Source organism: Bacillus sp. HSf4 (assembly GCF_029537375.1).
GTDB classification, from domain to species: Bacteria; Bacillota; Bacilli; order Bacillales; family Bacillaceae; genus Bacillus; species Bacillus sonorensis_A.
Window position 1 is genome coordinate 1,924,056 of record NZ_CP120679.1, and the last position, 18,874, is coordinate 1,942,929.

The following is an 18,874-nucleotide window of genomic DNA, read 5'->3' on the forward strand; positions in this document are numbered from 1 at the left end:
CATGAATATATTGGAGGTTAAGCATTTAAAAGTATGGGATGTCCATTCAGGTCATGTCATCGTCCATAATAGTTCATTTGAGTTGAAAAAAGGCAGCTGCCTCGCCATTGTAGGAGAAAGCGGAAGCGGCAAGTCTGTCACTTGCAGGGCGTTGATGAGATTGAACAAGGCCTCTCTTCGTCAATCGGGAGACATTTTATTGAAAGGAGAAAACCTTCATCACATTTCTGAAAAAGAAATGAGAAAAAAACGGGGAAAAAACCTTTGCATGATTTTACAAAATGGGATGAGTGCATTCGACCCTTCATGTGTGATTGGCGTTCATATCAGAGAAACGCTGTCTGAACATTTCGGCTTAAGCCGAAACGAAATTGAACAAAAAATGATTCGAGCAATGGAAAGCGTCATGCTGAAAAATCCAACTGAGCTGATGAACAAATACCCGCATCAGCTGTCCGGCGGAATGCTGCAGCGGGTGATGATTGCCCTGGCGTTCGCCTTGGAGCCTGACATGATCATTGCAGATGAGCCGACGACGGCTTTAGACACCATTTCACAATTTGAGGTGGTGGAACAGTTTATTCAATTACGTGAAAAAATGGGCTGTTCGATGATCTTTGTTTCTCACGATTTAGGGGTTGTCAAAAAAATTGCCGATGACGTGTTGGTGATGAAGAATGGAGACATCATCGAAAGAGGAAGCACACCGTCCATTTTCTCAGAGGCGCAGCATGAGTATACGAAGTATTTGGTATCCGCTCGATTATCGCTGAGCGAAAATTTTAACAAAATCATGGGGAGAGCTTAACATTGTTGAAAGTTAATCGGTTGGAGAAATCATATCAAACAGGCGGTATCTTTTCGAGGAAAAGACAAAAAATCTTGAAAAATATCAGTTTTGAATGTAAGCGGGGTGAGTGCCTCGGCATTATCGGTGAAAGCGGAAGCGGAAAGTCCACACTAGGGCGCTTATTAACAGGCATTGAAAAGCCTGATAAAGGAACTGTTCGATTTGAAGGGCAGAATGTCGAAAAGCGGCAAGTGCGCCAAGGAAACATCAGCGTCGTGTTTCAAGACTATAAATCTTCCATTAATCCATTCTTTACGGTGGAAGAAGCGATAATGGAACCGATAAAAGCACAGAACAAAGGCAAAAAGCCAGATGACCGCACGGTTCATCAGCTGCTCCATCAAGTAGGGCTGAATCCATCTTATAAAAACAAATACCCTCATGAGCTATCAGGCGGAGAGGTTCAGAGGGTGTGTATTGCAAGAGCCGTCTCCACAGAACCAACATGTATTTTACTAGATGAAGCGATCAGCTCTTTAGATGTATCGGTTCAAATCCAAATCCTTGGATTATTGAAGAAATTAAAGACGATTTACAATATGAGCTACATCTTTATTACTCATGATATTCAAGCAGCTGCTTACATTTGTGACAGAGTCATTATTTTTAAAGATGGTCAAATCGAAGAAATCAAAAACATTAACCAATTGAAGGATGTTCAAACAGAATATGCAAGAAACTTATTGCAAAAGCTCATTACTTTTTAATAGAAGGCAGTGTGACTGAATGTAGAGGAGGAAAAGGTTTTGAGTGGAGCTATGTCTTGGCCTTTATTACGTTTGTACTTGCTGGTGCTTCTATATTTTAGCGCCAATTCGATCTTGAATGTGATCATTCCATTACAAGGGGAAGCATTGGGGGCCGCCAACACAACAATTGGCTTGATCATGGGCGCCTATCTGTTTACAACCATGTTCTTTCGTCCATGGGCAGGTCATATGATTCAAAAGCATGGGCCGATTAAAGTGTTGCGAACCATTCTGATTATAAATGGGATTGCTTTAATATTATATACGTTTACCGGGCTTGGGGGCTATTTTATCGCCCGTATGTTACAAGGGGTGTCAACAGCCTTTTTTTCAATGGCATTGCAAATTGGGATTATTGATTCACTGCCTGAGAAGGAGCGATCTCAAGGCATTTCACTTTATTCTTTGTTTTCATACATACCGGGAATGATCGGCCCCTTATTGGCATTAGGCATTTGGCAAGGGGGAACGGATTATTTTACAGCGGTGATGATAACCATTGCCGTCGTTACAGGGGTGTTCGGCTATAGTACCAAAATCGACAAAACAGAAGCTCAGCCAGATACCAATCATCCTCGGCCTGGAGGAAGAATGTTTTCATCATTTCGTCAGTTAGTCCAAAATCCGTTCTTATTTAAATGCAGTGTATTAATGCTCACAGCATCGGTTGTATTTGGCGCTACGGCAACCTTTATCCCATTGTATGCTGCACACTTAAAAAGCGGCAATGCCGGGATTTTTCTCATGATTCAGGCGGGCACCGTTGTCTTTGCCCGTTTTGCTTTAAAAAGCAAAATTCCGTCGGACGGCAAATGGCATTCATTTTTTATGATGGGAACGATGCTTATTTTAACTGCAGCTGCACAGTGTGTAAGCTTTTCGATCACCGGCGGCGCTTTCTTTTTCTATTCCGGCGCCATTTTAATGGGCACAGCTCAGGCGCTTCTCTACCCAACATTAACAACCTATTTAACTTTTGTTTTGCCGCAAGCCAACCGAAATGTGCTGCTGGGTTTATTTATTGCGATGGCTGATTTAGGTGTCTCACTTGGAGGCGTCATCATGGGACCGATAGCTGATTTTTCATCCTACTCATTCATGTATATGATTTGTGCGATTTTAGGGATGACAATGATCATCTTTGCCTATGATCGGCGAAAACTATTTGTTGGATAAATGCGGTGGAAGCCTTTTACCTTAAACGAGGTTTAAATGGGTGATGTTTTAGAGGAGGGATGCGACTGGAAATGCCTTCAGTGAAATGCGGGCCGCGATGGAAACGCGTGTTCCGACAGAATTTCGTCTGTCCCATCGCAAAGCAAAAGATTGAGATATACCCGTTCTGAATGAAGCACTTTTTGAATCTATATGTTTTTTGATTCCTTGTTTCCAAAAGATAACGTTTTAATTTTTCGATCAACTTTGGAGTAATTCCGGTGAGAATAAACTGTTATTTTGTATTTCTGTATTCCACAATTTGATTATTTTGTAACATATTTTATAAAAATGCAGGATATTCGTTAGTCGATATGGTATAGATGAATATGGAAATACTAATCAAATGGGAGGGGATTGGATGAGAACATTTTTAAAGGGGTTGTTCATTACAACACTAGTATGCGGAGGTTTCATGTGGGGAGCTGGAACTAGTTATGCAGCAGACCCGCCAGGTTGGCAATTAATAGATACGACTTATATTGGCGACGGAGTAACGGGTTATCTTAACGGAGCCGAAGGTGGTAATGCCAAGATTTGTTTAAAAGACGCTTTTGGAGGTGCCAACGTAACAATCTATGATAATGATGGAAGTTCACGGCCTGTAATCAAATCAACATCATTCTGGGGAAATGGGCATTGTGTTTCATTTGACGTAGATCCATATGTAGACGGGTCTGACAACGATGCCGAATTTGTTGTGACAACGACACGCGATATCATCGGTACCATTAAATTTGAATTATGGGATTAATCTCTGTTCAAAATACCTCCTTTGTTTATCCGCTTAGGAGGTATTTTTTAATGCAAACACAACATCAAAACACGACAATTCATTCTGATAAACAAACTCCAACACTGATTTTTTGTATCAGTAAGACATGAAAAGCAGGGTTATTCTGCGTGTTGGATGATCTGCGGGTAAAGGCGGTATATGTTAGAGAAAAATGGTTTTCCTTTTCAACAAGCCGAGGGCTTTTTTAGATGGAGGAGGTTAACGATGATTATTTGGATAAACGGAGCTTTCGGTTCCGGGAAAACACAGACGGTGTTTGAGCTGCATAGAAGGCTGAAAAAGTCTTACGTATACGATCCTGAAAAGATGGGATTTGCGATGCGTTCGCTGATACCTTCAGAAATCGCTGAAGATGATTTTCAACATTATAGCTTGTGGAGAGATTTCAATTACAGCATACTCTCCTACTTAGCCGATACATACAGCGGCATTATCATCGTGCCGATGACGATTGTGAATCCCGGTTATTTTGAAGAAATCATCGGCAGGCTCAGACAAGACGACCGTACGGTTTATCACTTTACATTAGTGGCTTCAAAGGAGAGTTTACACAAACGTCTTCGCTCCAGAGCTGAAGGAAAAAATTCCTGGGCGGCCAAACAAATAGACCGATGCATCAAGGGCTTGTCAGACAAAACCTTTGAAGAGCATATCCATACGGATCATATGTCAATCCAAAATGTCGCGGAAATGATTGCTGCCAAAGCACACTTGGCAATTGAACCTGACACGAGAGGAAGCATGAAAAGATTCATCGACAGACTGCATGTGAAGCTGAAGCATATCCGTGTAAAATAATGTTTTTGAAAATCTCGTTCGGACTTGTTGATAACCCATTCGGCGGGGAAATGCTGCTTTTTTTTAAAGAGAAGGAAGAGGAAATGAAAAGTTCCGACCTTATCCTAAAAAAGCGGGCTTCACACCTGCTTTTTTTGGGATGGGATTTTCAGCTCTCTTTTAACGGTAAGACATGGCTGTTATTCGCCATTATCATCGATCATGAGCTTATTTTCAATCGCATTCGAAAGCACGATAAGGGTTGAAGAAAAACCGTACGGGCTGCATGAGTCAAGAAAAGCGGTTAACAGTGGACGTATCATCCGGCGGCCTGCTGCCCATCCAGCCGGCCGATACCCACCCAGGCTACCAATTGCCTGATGCCGCCGTCATTAAGCAGCATCTACAAGTACCTGTTATTGCCGTCGGCAAAATCTATACCCGCAGTTTTGCGGACCGGATCATCGGGGACGGGCTGGCAGATGCCGTCGCAGTCGGCCGCCCGCTGCTGGAAGACCCTGATTTTGCGCAGAACATGATCAGTTTTAAGGATTGAAACGTTCCCGAGTTGAATATCAGTTATTTTTCAAGGCGCGAAACGCTCTCGGTTTCGCGCTTTTTGTATGAAAAGCCGCGGATGTGATCTGGGAGAGTTAGCGGAAGCCGGCGCATATCCTTTAAAAACCGGGAAGGAGTCAAGCTGGGCTTTCTCAAAATGACATTTTTATGTAAAAAATCCGCAAAGGAAAAATCATCGCCATGCGGAAGTATTGATGTAATAAGGGGGTCTTTTCCCCGCTGGGATGGAGAGGGAATGAGATGAAGGCAATCCAATCAATTACCGTTCATTCAAATACCTATACTGTAGGAAAAGCGTGTCACCCGCCAGGATTTAAAAAAGGGGCAACGGTTACGAAAATTACGGAAAAAAACAAATTTTCCGGCTTAATCAGCGGTTTTGTCGTTCACTTTGACACGGAGACAGAGCTGCATATTCATTCGGATGATGTAATTGTTCATTGGCTGCCGCGGACAGTGATGCGGAATGATTTGAAATGAAGCCGTTGTGGGTGATTCCTATAGATCTTTGATAAATGCCGTCAGGTTTTTTATTGGTGATGAAAAACGACTTACTGGCTAAGAGCGCGGTGTTCGTTAAAGGAGGTGATTGGAATGAAGTTATTAAAAATGGCACAACGTTGGTACTCTGTTTTGTTTTAGATCGGTTAATATGATATTAGGTCAAATTGAAAAAGGCGCTTTCCAAAACAGAAGGGCGACTTTTTATGGTTCGGATACCATTGAAGGTAAGAAGAATGAAGCCTAATAGGAGGAACATTCTTAAGCTCCGGGTCGCGCAGTCTTGTGGGAGATTTGTAAGCAGATGTTTTTTGGATATACCATTTAAAATACTTGGCTTCCTCCCGAAGTGTGTATAAGGCGATATTAATGAGCGTTTAGCGTAAGGAGTGAGTAAAAAAAGATATCACTTTCATTTGGGTTTTGAGTTGGAGGTAAAGGTTTTCCTTTTACAGAAGTGATTTCTCTGTTTCTTAAACCCTCGTGGCCCAACAACTTCATATTGTCCTGATTAGGTGATTAAAATAAAGTAAACATTAAGAACTAGAAATTCGTTCGACAAATTTCGTGAATTGTTCCATTTCTAGACCTCTTGTTCGATAATAAAGCAAGAGGTGAAAGATTATGAAATTTGAAGTTGTTTTTTGGTTTGACAATGAAAATATTAGAACAGCTAAAGTAATGGCACAATCTGAGAAAGCACTTATAAAAGAATTGCAAGAATGTGAGCATTGGTATGAGTTTGAAGAGGGGAAGCGTATTGTAAATGTTAATATGCGACTTGTAACACAATTTGATGTGAAAAAAAGATAAAAGTGATTAAAAAGCATCCTCCGGGGTGCTTTTTATATTCTCTGTAAAACGGGTTCAGTGAATCTCAGAATAGACGATCGGCGGCCAAGGGGCCTCTCGAGTTTGGGCTCGGTTTAGAAAGAATCTATAGGAGGGACAGACTTATAAAATCAAAAGCCATCCACACATAACAGTGGATGGCCCAATCTTACTTATATAATTTGTTACGTATTTCTTGAGGGAGGAACTCATGTAATTTTTGTGAGTCCTTTTGCAAGCAGTGAGCCAACGCATAATATTGGGCGTATATTCCAGGTATCTCCTCTTCCTCAAGGATATGAAACTGTTTTATATGCAACTGAGTCAGTTCCATAGCAACATCTAACCTGTTGCGTTGAATAGTGACTGGGTTATCAGACATTTTTATCACCTCCTAGTTAAATGATACCTTATTTGGAAGATGAAATGGTATATTTCTTAGATTAGTACAATAAATGTAATCCATTCTGTCGCACTTAATCTAGGCGGATTGATTGGGTGATGAATAAATCTTTAAAGTCCTGTAATGAGCCAAGCTGTCCGATTCTCACCCGGGAAGGTAAAGAAGCTGACTGTGCTGCGTTTTAATGCACAAGCGCAAAAGGGAATTGACGTATACAAACAAAAATAAACGCAAGCTCGAAAAGAACTGGAGACGGCCATGCTGCATCTGCAGGAGGAAATGGAGATCCCCGCGAAGGCCGCACTCCCCTCAATTTTGAAAAATTCCCTAAATGAAATTTCGGAAGGAGGTGAGGGGATGGCCAGACCAAGATAACCGGTTAATTTGCTGTTGATGAAAGGCAAAAATACCTGACACAGCGAGAAGTCGGATTGAAGTAAATCGGAACTCAAGTTCTAATCAAAGGTTTTCTTTTTACATAAAAGAACCTCGACGGACAATCTATGGTCCATAGTAATCACTCTTTTGATATCTTCTCTCTCCAAATTAATAGCAACTTTTTAAATTCCTCGGTTTCTATTGTGTTTTTAAAGGGCGGTTCATATCTAAAAAAATGTTCAGCAATTGTCACATCTTTTTTCATGAAAACGCTAGTCGCATTTAGCTGAATTTCAAAATCCTCGTATGTCCCGTTCAAAACATTTTCAAGGTCCTCAAGATACTCGTCTGCTTCTTCCGGTGTCGGAATATCTTCAAGAAAATCTGAAAAAATATTAATTTCTTTTGGTAAACTGATTCGTAGATATCCGAACGGGTCTCTTTTAAAATCGTACAAATATTTCATTACCTTTCATCCTTTTAAACTTATTTTTTATATAAAGGATATGCCGTAGCGATTGAGCCATCTTTATTTAAATACATTTCAATTCCTGATGAACTTTTGCCTATATATTTGTATATATCAACTTGTTTTTTAGATTGGTAAGCTTCATTAATGGCCTTTAATACATCAGCACGATTCCAATCTTTCGGGAAAAAGCTTGATTTGGCCTTTTTAGTAACACCATTAACTTCAACTTTTGCTCTATAAACACCATTTTTATCAGGCTTGGTTTCAGTCCCAGGAATAATCTTTCCGCCACCCATCATACTTTCATGATGATAACCTACAGCTTTTCCACGTTTATTTATTTCTCCATGATAAATGTGTTTCAAAGTGCCTGAATTGTATTTGCGGTCACCTTTGGTTAAATCAGAAACTTTCTTTGCAAACTGAATGAACTTTTCCTTTACCTTCTCGCCATTCAGCACATTATAATAAGGGACTTTCCCTACGCCCGCAAATTCAACTTGTGGTTCAAAAGGATTATGTATTTGTATCCCTTTTATTTTTGAAGCAACCCTATGCATCGACTTATTGAAATACGCTATACTTTTTTCTAAAGTTTCCTTCGAAACCTTAATCGTTTTGCTCGTTGCTTTCTTAGTAGCTGCCTTTACTTTAGATCCGACTTTTCCGGCTTTCGAGACTTTGTTTAATTTGTCTGCACCTTTTGAGCCTACTATCGATGTTCCTACCGTTGTAAGGGCATATCCGAACCAATGACTTCTACTGTAGGAATCGCCATTGATCACATCCCGCACAAATGATTCTTCAATATCCTTTTTTATAATGTTAAAAGTATCTACGGGATGAATAATCGCGTTTCCAATGCCCTCAAGTGTTTCTATAGGATGGGTTGCAGCGTCCCACAAATCACTACCCGCATCGACGAGATTCTCTTTTACTCCCCCAACAAATCCAGCCGAATCGAACTCTATGTACTTCTTTTTCTCCAACAGCCATACATATAGCTTCTGATCTGAATCCAGATTTTCATACCCAATCTCTTTCGCAATCTTAATATATTCCTCTGAACTGGAGACGTTTTCAAGCTTTTTCTTCAACTTATAAATTTCAACATCCCGTTCATCAACTTCACTCACTTCTTTTTCAAGTTCGGATCTCTTATCAAGCTTATCCAACATGACTTCCATCGCTGTCTCTTGATTCCCGCTCAAATCATCCATCTCATCCGGCTTTAAAATCGAACCTTTTTGGTAGCCGGTAATCTCAATTTTAGGCCCTGTATACATTTTTTCAAGCCTAGTAATATATTTTTGCATCGTTTCAAGATCGTTTTCAGCGGTTTTAAAAGCGCTTGTCTGTTCGCGGTCAAATGTATGCAGCTTTTCAATCGTCTGATTGATCTCTTTCAACGCTTTTCGATTCTGTTCATGAAAATCATTGTCATTCAAGTCCGGCAGATCGGCAATATGACTGACTTTCGCGATCGTGGCGTTAGCTTTTGAAACCAAATGTTTCGTTGTTCGATCGGCCGTGTTCAAGCCTTGTTCCAGATCGTTTTCAAGAAAGGCTTGCGAAATATAACCATTGTGATTCGGTTCAAGCGATTTTAACGCATGTTTTAGTTTTTTCAATGCTGACTGATATTCGTCAATAAAGGATTCGTAGAATCTCAGGAAAGGGGTGTGGCATTCTTCGTAAAAGGCGCGGATCGCATCGCCCCCTTTTCCTTTTAAAGCATCGTCAAGCCAACGCTTTTTTTGAGGTTTGTGATTTCATCTGATTGTTTTTTTAATTGTTCCAGCGTTTCATCAATTCCATCGTGCAACGCCTGAACGTCCAAGGTCTTCATGGCATTCTCCTCTAATACGAAAGTGACATAACAGTAAAGAGTTTACCACTTTATAGAAAGAAATTGGTGAATAAATCCTGTCTATCCATGAAAATGAATCATTTGATTTAGGTTTTTATGCCTATGTGATTCTTAGGAAGAAAGAGTTGAATTTTTCCCATAGGGATGGAGAGGGAATGGGATGAGGGCAATCAATTACCATTCATTCAAATAGGTATGCTTGTAGAAAGCAGTTGATCAGCGTTGTACGGAAGCGGAGCTGCATATTCATTCGGATGTTGGAAGCTGTAGGGAGGAAGTGCTGAGTGAACAATTTGCTGAAGGGCACATTAAAGTTTTACTGATATAGAAAAAGTTCTCTATATGAGACTTATGGAAAACAATAGAAGCAGGCTCTTGTGAACCTGCTCCTTTGTAAGCGTTAAATATTGATTGCTTTTTCCGCAATTTTCATCGTTCCAGACTCGTATTTAGAGTATGCTGCATCTACACTTAGGAAACCTGCAAAAAGCAATCCGATTACTGTGGAACTGACAATAAATTTTTTCATTACAACGCCTCCGTTACTTTAAATTTTTTTGTTTGGGCAGTTATTGCCCTCTTTAAGAATTTCCTTCCTTCTGCAAAATTTCCTTTTTCAAAATGATAATCTCCCAATATTTCAGTCAATTCTGCATATTCTGACCACAAACGTTTCTTTTCAAGATAGTGAAGACTTTGTTCAACATCTTTATGATCATACTCTTCATAAATTGAATAAATGATTTTTAATTTGGATTTGTATTCTTCCTCATGACATTTTAACGCCCGATGTAAAGCGATATAATAAAATGATCTTGCTTCTTCTGATTTGTCAGTTTGATATAGAACTCTTGAAAGCATGTATTGTGATCTAATACCGTAAATCGTATCGGCATGTTCTTTCATATCAAGTGCTTTTCTGAAAAGCGACTCGGCTTTATTTAATTGCTGCTCTCTTTCAGATACAAGACCTAAATTATGATATATGACACCAATAATCCTTTTTATGTTTTTCTCATTGAGTTGTTCAGCTAGGCTTAAGGCTTCCCGGTAATAAGATTCGGCCTCAGTTAAGCGGTTCATATCATACATATTGGCTCCGAACATCATATTGCATCCAATGGTCTTCACTTTATAAAAGCTATTGCTCTCAAATAATCTTTTAGCTATTGTCAGATGGTTTAAAGAAACATAGTATTGATTGATTTGGTAATAAGCATCCGCTAACTTGTAATGGAATTCGGCTTTTTCCATTTCATCGGTAACCACACTTAACTCTTTTTCAGCTTTGCGGTAATAATGAATAGCCTCGACGTATCCCTTTTGGTTAAATTCATACATCCCACGAAAAAACAATGAATAATACTTCAGAAGGCCGGTAAGTTTCCTTTGAGGGCTCTCGATTTTCTCCAGAAGATCTGGAATGGTTGGACGTTTTTTCTGTTTTTCTGACGGTTTTAAAGAATCCAGCATCAACTGGTGACGAAAACACATAAGAGAATAATAGACAAGTAAATATTGATCCTCTTCCATCTGTTCGATTTCCCGTTCAACTTCCGCTTTCAAAATTTCTGCATCAGGCACGCTAAATTGGCGGATCATGTTATACCATTCATTGATTTTAACCCCGACCGCAGCTGACGAGATCTTTTGACTCAAGTCCATAACCCCTTCCCAGGTGATTTCTTTTTCTTTTATTTTACAAAATAGATTATTTTTTTACAATTATTTCGAGTCAACAGCCGTTTGTTCTTTCCTGCATTCGGGTGTTTTGATCTAGAGAATATGAATCGCTTTCATAAATAAGCAGGATTTATTAACCGACTTTCCTCATTACTTTAGTCGTGAAATTTGTCGAATTGAGTTTTTACAAACCTTATCAATAGAATCCCAGGCAATTTTATTCTACAATGGTTTTGAAGATGGAAAATGTTACTGGTTATGAGAATGTGTGCAATGTTTGATTTGGTCCTAATCCTTATGAAAGGAGAATCATCATGCAAAAAACGCTTTTTCGAGGTGCTGTGATCGTCACTCTTGACCCGAGCCTGAACAATATTGAAAAAGGGGACATGCTGATTGAGGGTTCAACGATTGTGGATGTTGGGAGGTCGATCGAAGCTTCGGACGCTCTCGTTGTGGATGCCGAAAATATGGTGATCATGCCGGGGTTTGTCGATACGCACCGTCATGTATGGGAGTCCGTGATCCGGGGGATCGGTGCGGATTGGTCGCTGCAAACGTATTTGAACCGGATTTATTATGGGAATTACGGTGCGATGCTGAGGCCCGAGGATAGTTGGATTGCCAATTATTTAGGAGCGCTCGAGGCGCTCGATGCAGGCGTGACGACATTGTTGGATTGGACGATGATCGAATCGCCCGATCATACGGATCAGCTGATTGCCGGTCTGCAGGATGCAGGAATCCGCGGGGTGTTTGCTTTTGGAACATCAGGCGATGCCGCTTATTGGAACAGAGAAAGCGAACTTTCCAATATGGAGGAAGCCAGAAGGGTCAAAAAAGCCTATTTTCAGTCAGATGATCAGCTTCTCTCGATGGGGCTTGCGATTCGCGGTCCTGAGTTTTCATCATGGGATACGTCTGTCTTTGAAATCAACACAGCCCGAGAGCTCGATGCTTTGTGCAGCATGCATATTGCGTTTGGCAATTGGGGAGCGCAAGACCGTTCAATTGAAAAGCTTCACCAAGCAGGTCTGCTCGGTCCCGATTTGAACATGGTCCATGTCAATGCGATCAGCGGGGAAGAAATGAAAATGCTGGCGGCGCATGGAAGCTCGATTTCTGTGACGCCGGAAATTGAGATGATGATGGGGCATGGTTATCCGGTCACAGGGCTTGCCCTCGAACAAGGGGTCTGCCCAACGCTTGGCGTTGATGTTGTCACATCAACGGGCGGCGACCTTTTCGCACAAATGAAATTCGCCCTTCAGGCAGAGCGTGCCAAACAGAATGAAGCACAGCTCGAACAAGGGATCATGCCGGGGCCGGAACTAGGGATTTCCGCCGAACAAATCCTTAAAGCAGCTACGATTGACGGCGCGCGGGCGTTAAAGCTGGATCATAAAATCGGTTCACTGACACCTGGCAAGGAAGCTGATTTTATCATGGTCAAATCGGACAGCCTCAATTTGCTGCCCTTGACTGATCCGGTTGGAGCCATCGTTCAGTGCACTCATCCCGGTAATGTAGACTCCGTTTATGTGGCCGGAAAAGCGCTGAAGCGAAATGGAACATTGGTTGATGTTAATCTTGATGATATAAGAAAGAAAGCGGTTAAAGCAAGAGATCATATCTTATCGCGCTCTCCGGAAACCGCTTTTTAAGCGGCCGTCCTTCAAGCTATTTAGCTTGAAGGCTTTTTTTATTTTGCCGCCTTTCTTGTTGTTGTGGAGTAAGTGTAAAAGCTGCGGATGGTTATGCAGCCGGCGTTCTCAAAATTCCCATGAGCACTTCATCATACAGTGTTTCTTTATTCAATCTAAAAATAAGTTCATGAAATAGACTGTCTTGGGAATTCGGTAAGGCTAAAGCCAAGGCAAGGTAGCCCAATGAGAAAAATAGGACGAAGGATAGGTTTTTATTGCAGTCATACTATCAGTGGTCATCATAGTTTAATAGAGAGAACGAGAAGACGAAGGAAGGGGGTTTATCCATGGATCGTTGTTGCAAATCATATGAAGAGAAGCCGCATGTTTACCCTACAAACTATTGTGAGGACCATCGCTGCAAAAAAACCATCGTTCCCCATATTCATCCGCAGCATACAAGAAAAGTAGATCATCACAAATATGAGCATGTTCATTACTATCCGCACACTTATTCTTATGATAAGAAGGTTTCGCATGACCATTATTACTGCGGAAAGCCATGCAGAGGATATGATAAACATTCTGACTACGGAAAGTGCTATTAGTAAGGAGAATGATCTCTGACCAAAAACAGACCATAAAAGTCCGCTCGGACCTTTATGGTCTGTTTTATTTTTGACAGGGCGAAAACTTCGGGGTTCTTCATTGTCCGACGGAGAAAAATAAATCGAAAATCCCGTTTCCAAGGGGTTTTTGGAGGTGTGGATCATAAACATTTGCTGTGTTTATGATACAATTGAAAAAGGAGGGGACATCGTTTGATTGAAGCGGATTTTTTCTGGCAAAGGACATCATACATATGAGAAGAGGAGATCCTGCAGTCCCCATTTGTTTTAACATGATACCGGATGGAAATGTGCTGCAATTCCTCCGGATTTATGTAGCAAGAAAGGATTTGAATCACATTGAAAGCTGCTCAATATCGAAACATCATGCTTTTGCTTTTATGTCTGACAGCTGGCATTGTGGATGTGATAGGGTATTTAAGCATCGGTCACGTGTTTACCGCCAATATGACCGGAAACATTGTCCTTTTAGGATTGGCCATCGGCAGCTCCCTCCGCAAGACCGTTCTGTATTCACTGACCGCACTGCTGGGGTTTGTCATCGGAGTGGTCATCGCATCATTCATCGTCGGAAAACAGGAAAAATCATTCTGGCCTCCCGGCGTCACCGTCACGCTTGCTGTTGAAGCATTCATTTTACTATTGTTTGCCTTCCTGTCTTTGTTTGAATGTTCAGCACACCTTATGATCATTCTGCTCAGTATGGCGATGGGCCTTCAGACAACCGCAGCAAGAAAGCTCGCGATCGCAGGTATTTCCACGACCGTTTTGACCGGCACGCTCGCCAATTTTTTCGAAGATGTCACCAAACGGATCCTCAGCATCAACACCAAAACAATTCTTCATACAGATGCGCTTCTCCGCGCCTTAACGATCGTGTTATATTGCCTCGGCGCCGTGATCGCCGCAGTGGCCGAACCGGTATACCCGTTCGCTGTGATCTGGCTTCCCATTGTGATGATCATCGGGATCATCATTTTTGCCGCCGCACGGTTTCACAAGACAAATGAAAAAGCTGAGACCAGACGCACGGACTAACTAACGTCATCCGTTTGCCGTGACGTTGTGCGGGTAAAACACGGGTGAGGGTTTTGCTGATCGAGGGGACCAGATTTACATTGCAAAGCATATTGTCATTCCTGGGAGGAGGATATATGGTTGGAACATATGAATATTGAACAATTTGTTTTACTTGCGGCATTGTTGCTCATCATCGGAGTATTGACGACAAAGTTTTCCACGCGGTTGGGGGTGCCCGCTCTTGTACTGTTCCTTATTGTCGGAATGATTATGGGAAGCGACGGGCTTGGCATCATTTATTTTGATAATCCCGGGCTTGCTCAATTGATCGGGATCATCGCTCTGGTGGTCATTCTTTTTGAAGGCGGGCTGCAGACAAAATGGTCATCCGTTAAGTCGGTGGCTGCTCCTTCATTATCGCTCGCAACCATCGGCGTGCTGCTCACAACGATCGTGATTGCCGTCGCCGCCAAACTCATATTTGATGTATCCTGGATGGAAGGGTTTTTGTTCGGGGCCATTGTCGGTTCAACAGATGCGGCTGCCATTTTCGCCGTCTTAAAAGGGCAGAACATCCACGACAGGCTTAGTGCCACACTTGAGGCGGAATCGGGTACGAACGACCCGATGGCGATGTTTTTAACCTTATCCTTGATAGAATTGATGACGTCCAACGGCTCAAGCTATTTATTGCTGATCGGTTCGTTTTTTTGGCAGATGGGAATCGGACTTTTGCTGGGGTATTTTTTAGGTCGCATTGCCAGCTTTGCGATCAATACCATCAATTTAGATTCAAGCGGCCTTTATCCGATCTTTACCCTTGCGTTTGCACTTCTGACCTATAGTCTGACCGATTTAATCGGAGCGAGCGGATTGCTTGCCGTTTATATTGCGGCCCTTGTCATCGGGAATCAGGATTTAACATACCGTCACTCGATCTTCAGGTTTAATGAAGGATTTGCGTGGATGATGCAGATTCTGATGTTTATCATTCTTGGGCTCTTGGTGTTCCCTTCGCAATTTTTATCCTTTGACATTATTTTTAAAGGGTTTCTGCTCTCTCTCATTTTAATCTTCGTTGCCCGTCCTGTTGCTGTATTTTTATCGGCCGTCAAAATGGGATTTCATTTTAATGAAAAGATCTTTTTATCTTGGGCGGGGTTGAAAGGGGCTGTTCCGATCGTACTGGCTACGTTTCCGATGACGATGGGGCTGGAAAACAGCCAGCTATTCTTTAATGTCGTCTTTTTTGTCGTGTTGACATCCGCTTTAATCCAAGGTTCAACCATCGCTTTTGTCGCGGAAAAGTTAGGGTTGAACGGTCCGAAGAAAGTGGAAGCTCCCCATTCTTTAGAGCTTGTATCCATCGGGAAGGCAAATGCGGAAATGATTGAATTTGAAGTTGATGATGACAACGTCATCAGGGGGCAGGCATTGAAAGAGATCAGTTTTCCGAAAGGCGCCCTCATCAATGCGATTATCCGGGACGGCGATTTAGTCACGCCGCACGGAGAAACGAAAATTCAATCAGGAGATATTCTTTATATTCTCGTCTCAAAGAAAAGGAAAAAAGAACTGAAAAAATACTTGAACAGGGAATTTGAATAATCTCTGAGCCGTCGATTGCTCAGAACATCACTTATACCAGCAGCGGCCAATTAAGTTATGCTTAATTGGTCTTTTTTTCTGAGATTCGGATACACAGAGGAAAGGCTTGTATGCGTCCTCCTTTTAGGGGCATCCCGATGAAACCAATTCAAAACGAAAACCGTATAACATAAAAAGCTTCCTGAGAGGATGACAAGACATGGATAGAACAATCGACATCTTTGAAATTGACGGAATGACAATTGAGTATTCGCTTCTAGGTAAAGGCGCACCGATTCTTGTCATGCACGGCGGACATTCGAATTGTCAGGAAGAGTTTGGCTATCAAAGCCTCTATGAAAATGGATTTTCAATTATTACGCCTTCCCGCGCCGGATATGGCGGGACATCCAAAGAAATCGGGGAGACTTTGGAGCGTGCCTGTTATTACTATATGAAACTGCTTGATGAACTAAAGATTGAAAAGGTTCATGTGCTGGCAATGTCAGCCGGCGGTCCGAGCGCCATTTACTTTGCAGCAGCATATCCAGACAGGGTGGAATCTTTGATTTTGCAAAGTGCGGTCACAAAGCAGTGGCTGACACCGGATGATCTTGAATATAAAATTGGAAATCTTATGTTTCGCCCGCCTGTTGAAAAGACTGTATGGAAACTTATTTCAGCGCTGAATAACCGATTTCCGCAGATGGTCTTTAAGAAAATGATGTCTTCCTTCACAACGCTTACTGCCGATGAGGCAATGCTGAAAATACAAGAGGGAGATATCGAAGAAATGAGAAAAATGAACAACAGACAGCGCTCAGGACACGGGTTTCTAATCGATTTAAAAAACATGAACGACTTATCCGTTCACCACTTAAAAACGGTGTCTTGTCCGGTGTTAATCATGCATTGTCAGTATGATCGGCTCGTCTCGAATCAGCATGCGTATCACGCGCAGGAGTATATCCCTTCATCAGAGCTGTATGAGGTCGATGCATGGGGGCATTTAATTTGGCTTGGAAAAGGAGCCGAGACCGTATCGCGCAAGGTCATCACCTTTTTGCAGCGTTAAAAAGCATGGGAGTCTATTTTTACAAAAGTGTTAGAAAAAGATGTAGATTATATTAACATTTCTAAAGAACACCTAGATATGATTTACAATGTCAACCCTCGGCGTTATATTATGGTTGAGAGAATCCGCCGGTTCTTTAGGAATTTGGACAAGGTGTGACGAGGAGGACATTCAAGTTCGTGAAATGTTTGCCGGTCACAGCCGTGTTGTCGGGACTGCTTCTAACAACACCATTCACTTTGACGATCACCGGTTTTGCCGATGATAAAAGTTCCGTACTTGAAGTGAATATAGATGGAAGTTCAGACCGGTTTGGGCAATATAAAACGGCAGGCCCACATTACGTATCAGCTTCATTAACCTCTCCAAGCGGAAAAAACTTCGCTTTGGAAGCGCACGATGTGACCCCGGAAACGGAAACAACAGTCGTGATACAGGTGAAGGATCGTGGACCGGGGAAAACGGATTCGATTGGCGCGGCTGTGGTTCTGCCGGGGGAAAGTGTATGTTAGGTTTACATCGCATGACGGTGACTGCAGCACAACAAGCCATTATGATTTTACCTATACGGTTCAGTCGTGTCGTGCAGCTGCACGCGTCACCAGCAACCTCTTGAAGAATAGCGCAGAAGGCTTCCGGCATACAATAAAAGAGAATGTGGTTTGATTCGTCGGTGCCCGCTTTTGGGAAAATATTAAATAAGACTTAACATGTAAGCGATCCGGCCGATAAGATTTATAGATGAATGCGCGAAAAAAGAAATAAGGCAGCTGGCAGGCTGACGAACAGGAGGAAAGGATCATGCTCATCGCCACAACAGATACAGTCGCGAATCAAAACATTCGCGAAGTCAAGGGGATCGTCACCGCAAGCATCGTTCAGTCGAGGAATATCGGAAAAGACATTCTTTCCGGATTGAAGTCGGTGATTGGCGGAGAATTAAAAAATTATACGCAAATGCTCGAAGACTCGAAAAAAGCCGTCATCGAGCGTTTAATTGAACAAGCTGAAGAGAAGGGGGCAAACGCGATCGTCGGCTTGAGATTTGAACTGTCGGCTGGTCAGGGCACTTCTGAATTAATCGGCTACGGCACTGCCGCCGTCATCGATTAACAGCTTTTTGCAGCGTGCGGCCGCTTGTGGATCTGCGGCCGCCTTCAACATGCTAAGGCGTTTTCTCCTGCTGCTTTGTTTTCTTCTGTTTGCTGATAAGGTGAGGATATTTTTTATAGATCACCATGACGATGATCAGCATGTATACGCCATAGATGCCGAACGCGATCAGCTTATGCTCGGTGAAATTGGCGCCGGCAATGGAGATAACGAGAACATTCGGAATTTTTCCGAGCGTTGAAGCCGCGAAAAAGACCGTCCATTTGATTTTGCTGAGACCGCAGACAATGTTCATGACAACGGAAGGCACAACGGGTAGGAGCCTGCCCAACAGCACGGCGGTGAAAGCGTTGCGGTTGAAATAGGCTTCATACTCATTGATTCTCGGATATTTCGCTATCTTTGAAACCGCCCAATCCCTGAAGCCGTAGCGAGCTAGAAAAAACAAGAGCATCGTGCCAAGCATTGAACCGGACAGTGTAATCAAGACGCCGTTTCCGATTCCAAATAAAGCGCCGTTCAGCCCGGCGATAAGTGCAAATGGAACGACCGGGAAAAAGACGCAGGCTGCCACAAGCAGGGTGCTGAACAAAACGGAATAAACGCCGCCCGCTTTGATCAATTCAAGCCAGGCATCTTTGTGTGTCAAACCGATTGCAATGATGATCATGACCGCGATCATAGTGAATAGCTTTTTGAT

20 protein-coding genes and 1 pseudogene are annotated in these 18,874 nt (G+C 42.3%); 15 read left to right on the top strand and 6 right to left on the bottom strand.

Going from position 1 to position 18,874, the window contains the following annotated elements:
* The first annotated feature begins 1 nt into the window (after nucleotide 1).
* The 8 genes from cntD to P3X63_RS09825 all read left to right on the top strand — a co-directional run bounded on the left by cntD (nucleotide 2) and on the right by P3X63_RS09825 (nucleotide 6,280).
* Entirely contained in the window at nucleotides 2–808 is an 807-nt protein-coding gene (gene cntD, locus P3X63_RS09790; RefSeq protein ID WP_026587071.1) for a staphylopine uptake ABC transporter ATP-binding protein CntD, read from the top strand.
* A 2-nt stretch (nucleotides 809–810) separates the two neighbouring features.
* On the top strand, nucleotides 811–1,557 hold the full coding sequence (locus P3X63_RS09795) for an ABC transporter ATP-binding protein (protein WP_026587072.1): 747 nt from the start codon (nucleotides 811–813) through the stop codon (nucleotides 1,555–1,557).
* Between the two features lie 39 nt (nucleotides 1,558–1,596).
* The gene (gene cntE / locus P3X63_RS09800; RefSeq protein ID WP_077736808.1) at nucleotides 1,597–2,775 is read left to right on the top strand and encodes a staphylopine family metallophore export MFS transporter CntE; all 1,179 of its coding nucleotides are present in this window, start codon (nucleotides 1,597–1,599) and stop codon (nucleotides 2,773–2,775) included.
* Nucleotides 2,776–3,175: 400 nt separating this feature from the next.
* Entirely contained in the window at nucleotides 3,176–3,568 is a 393-nt protein-coding gene (locus P3X63_RS09805; protein ID WP_026587074.1) for a hypothetical protein, read from the top strand.
* Between the two features lie 246 nt (nucleotides 3,569–3,814).
* Nucleotides 3,815–4,408, top strand: coding sequence for a tunicamycin resistance ATP-binding TmrB (tmrB, locus tag P3X63_RS09810; RefSeq protein ID WP_277692781.1), 594 nt, complete (start codon nucleotides 3,815–3,817; stop codon nucleotides 4,406–4,408).
* Nucleotides 4,409–4,649: 241 nt separating this feature from the next.
* Complete coding sequence (locus P3X63_RS09815; RefSeq protein ID WP_277692782.1) at nucleotides 4,650–4,943, top strand: oxidoreductase; 294 nt, start codon at nucleotides 4,650–4,652, stop codon at nucleotides 4,941–4,943.
* Nucleotides 4,944–5,206: 263 nt separating this feature from the next.
* A complete protein-coding gene (locus tag P3X63_RS09820; protein ID WP_051290366.1) occupies nucleotides 5,207–5,446 on the top strand; it encodes a hypothetical protein in 240 nt (79 codons plus the stop codon).
* A gap of 645 nt (nucleotides 5,447–6,091) precedes the next feature.
* A complete protein-coding gene (locus P3X63_RS09825) occupies nucleotides 6,092–6,280 on the top strand; it encodes a hypothetical protein (protein WP_026587079.1) in 189 nt (62 codons plus the stop codon).
* Nucleotides 6,281–6,467: 187 nt separating this feature from the next.
* On the opposite strand, the gene P3X63_RS09830 is transcribed toward P3X63_RS09825, so the two are convergent.
* The 5 genes and pseudogenes from P3X63_RS09830 to P3X63_RS09850 all read right to left on the bottom strand — a co-directional run bounded on the left by P3X63_RS09830 (nucleotide 6,468) and on the right by P3X63_RS09850 (nucleotide 11,080).
* On the bottom strand, nucleotides 6,468–6,680 hold the full coding sequence (locus P3X63_RS09830; RefSeq protein ID WP_026587080.1) for a hypothetical protein: 213 nt from the start codon (nucleotides 6,678–6,680) through the stop codon (nucleotides 6,468–6,470).
* Between the two features lie 538 nt (nucleotides 6,681–7,218).
* A complete protein-coding gene (locus P3X63_RS09835) occupies nucleotides 7,219–7,545 on the bottom strand; it encodes a hypothetical protein (RefSeq protein WP_026587081.1) in 327 nt (108 codons plus the stop codon).
* Nucleotides 7,546–7,565: 20 nt separating this feature from the next.
* Nucleotides 7,566–9,400: pseudogene (locus P3X63_RS09840) on the bottom strand (T7SS effector LXG polymorphic toxin).
* Between the two features lie 421 nt (nucleotides 9,401–9,821).
* Complete coding sequence (locus P3X63_RS09845) at nucleotides 9,822–9,950, bottom strand: hypothetical protein (protein WP_256860404.1); 129 nt, start codon at nucleotides 9,948–9,950, stop codon at nucleotides 9,822–9,824.
* The gene (locus P3X63_RS09850; RefSeq protein ID WP_026587082.1) at nucleotides 9,950–11,080 is read right to left on the bottom strand and encodes a Rap family tetratricopeptide repeat protein; all 1,131 of its coding nucleotides are present in this window, start codon (nucleotides 11,078–11,080) and stop codon (nucleotides 9,950–9,952) included. The genes P3X63_RS09845 and P3X63_RS09850 overlap by 1 nt, the downstream gene beginning before the upstream one ends.
* 338 nt (nucleotides 11,081–11,418) lie before the next feature.
* Here P3X63_RS09850 and P3X63_RS09855 point away from each other — a divergent pair, with 338 nt between their 5' ends.
* The 7 genes from P3X63_RS09855 (at nucleotide 11,419) to P3X63_RS09885 (ending at nucleotide 18,174) form a co-directional block, all read left to right on the top strand.
* Entirely contained in the window at nucleotides 11,419–12,768 is a 1,350-nt protein-coding gene (locus P3X63_RS09855) for an amidohydrolase family protein (protein ID WP_277692783.1), read from the top strand.
* A gap of 329 nt (nucleotides 12,769–13,097) precedes the next feature.
* Nucleotides 13,098–13,358, top strand: coding sequence for a CotD family spore coat protein (locus P3X63_RS09860; protein WP_026587084.1), 261 nt, complete (start codon nucleotides 13,098–13,100; stop codon nucleotides 13,356–13,358).
* A gap of 360 nt (nucleotides 13,359–13,718) precedes the next feature.
* Entirely contained in the window at nucleotides 13,719–14,417 is a 699-nt protein-coding gene (locus P3X63_RS09865; protein WP_026587086.1) for a YoaK family protein, read from the top strand.
* A 120-nt stretch (nucleotides 14,418–14,537) separates the two neighbouring features.
* The gene (locus tag P3X63_RS09870; RefSeq protein WP_277692784.1) at nucleotides 14,538–16,007 is read left to right on the top strand and encodes a potassium/proton antiporter; all 1,470 of its coding nucleotides are present in this window, start codon (nucleotides 14,538–14,540) and stop codon (nucleotides 16,005–16,007) included.
* 199 nt (nucleotides 16,008–16,206) lie between these two features.
* Nucleotides 16,207–17,061 (top strand): alpha/beta fold hydrolase, encoded by an 855-nt coding sequence (locus tag P3X63_RS09875; RefSeq protein ID WP_277692785.1) that lies wholly within the window; start codon nucleotides 16,207–16,209, stop codon nucleotides 17,059–17,061.
* A 179-nt stretch (nucleotides 17,062–17,240) separates the two neighbouring features.
* Nucleotides 17,241–17,573, top strand: coding sequence for a hypothetical protein (locus P3X63_RS09880; RefSeq protein WP_277692786.1), 333 nt, complete (start codon nucleotides 17,241–17,243; stop codon nucleotides 17,571–17,573).
* A 289-nt stretch (nucleotides 17,574–17,862) separates the two neighbouring features.
* The gene (locus tag P3X63_RS09885; RefSeq protein ID WP_026587089.1) at nucleotides 17,863–18,174 is read left to right on the top strand and encodes a YbjQ family protein; all 312 of its coding nucleotides are present in this window, start codon (nucleotides 17,863–17,865) and stop codon (nucleotides 18,172–18,174) included.
* 52 nt (nucleotides 18,175–18,226) lie between these two features.
* Here P3X63_RS09885 and P3X63_RS09890 read toward each other — a convergent pair whose 3' ends face one another.
* The gene (locus tag P3X63_RS09890) at nucleotides 18,227–18,856 is read right to left on the bottom strand and encodes a TVP38/TMEM64 family protein (RefSeq protein ID WP_035428079.1); all 630 of its coding nucleotides are present in this window, start codon (nucleotides 18,854–18,856) and stop codon (nucleotides 18,227–18,229) included.
* Nucleotides 18,857–18,874 lie beyond the last annotated feature (18 nt).

What these genes read in the sequence shown, in the direction of transcription:
- cntD (WP_026587071.1), top strand. Translation starts at nt 2, where the DNA reads ATGAATATATTGGAGGTTAAGCATTTAAAAGTATGGGATGTCCATTCA.
- P3X63_RS09805 (WP_026587074.1), top strand. Translation starts at nt 3,176, where the DNA reads ATGAGAACATTTTTAAAGGGGTTGTTCATTACAACACTAGTATGCGGA.
- tmrB (WP_277692781.1), top strand. Translation starts at nt 3,815, where the DNA reads ATGATTATTTGGATAAACGGAGCTTTCGGTTCCGGGAAAACACAGACG.
- P3X63_RS09820 (WP_051290366.1), top strand. Translation starts at nt 5,207, where the DNA reads ATGAAGGCAATCCAATCAATTACCGTTCATTCAAATACCTATACTGTA.
- P3X63_RS09825 (WP_026587079.1), top strand. Translation starts at nt 6,092, where the DNA reads ATGAAATTTGAAGTTGTTTTTTGGTTTGACAATGAAAATATTAGAACA.
- P3X63_RS09830 (WP_026587080.1), bottom strand. Translation starts at nt 6,680, where the DNA reads ATGTCTGATAACCCAGTCACTATTCAACGCAACAGGTTAGATGTTGCT.
- P3X63_RS09835 (WP_026587081.1), bottom strand. Translation starts at nt 7,545, where the DNA reads ATGAAATATTTGTACGATTTTAAAAGAGACCCGTTCGGATATCTACGA.
- P3X63_RS09845 (WP_256860404.1), bottom strand. Translation starts at nt 9,950, where the DNA reads ATGAAAAAATTTATTGTCAGTTCCACAGTAATCGGATTGCTTTTTGCA.
- P3X63_RS09855 (WP_277692783.1), top strand. Translation starts at nt 11,419, where the DNA reads ATGCAAAAAACGCTTTTTCGAGGTGCTGTGATCGTCACTCTTGACCCG.
- P3X63_RS09860 (WP_026587084.1), top strand. Translation starts at nt 13,098, where the DNA reads ATGGATCGTTGTTGCAAATCATATGAAGAGAAGCCGCATGTTTACCCT.
- P3X63_RS09875 (WP_277692785.1), top strand. Translation starts at nt 16,207, where the DNA reads ATGGATAGAACAATCGACATCTTTGAAATTGACGGAATGACAATTGAG.
- P3X63_RS09885 (WP_026587089.1), top strand. Translation starts at nt 17,863, where the DNA reads ATGCTCATCGCCACAACAGATACAGTCGCGAATCAAAACATTCGCGAA.
- P3X63_RS09890 (WP_035428079.1), bottom strand. Translation starts at nt 18,856, where the DNA reads ATGATCGCGGTCATGATCATCATTGCAATCGGTTTGACACACAAAGAT.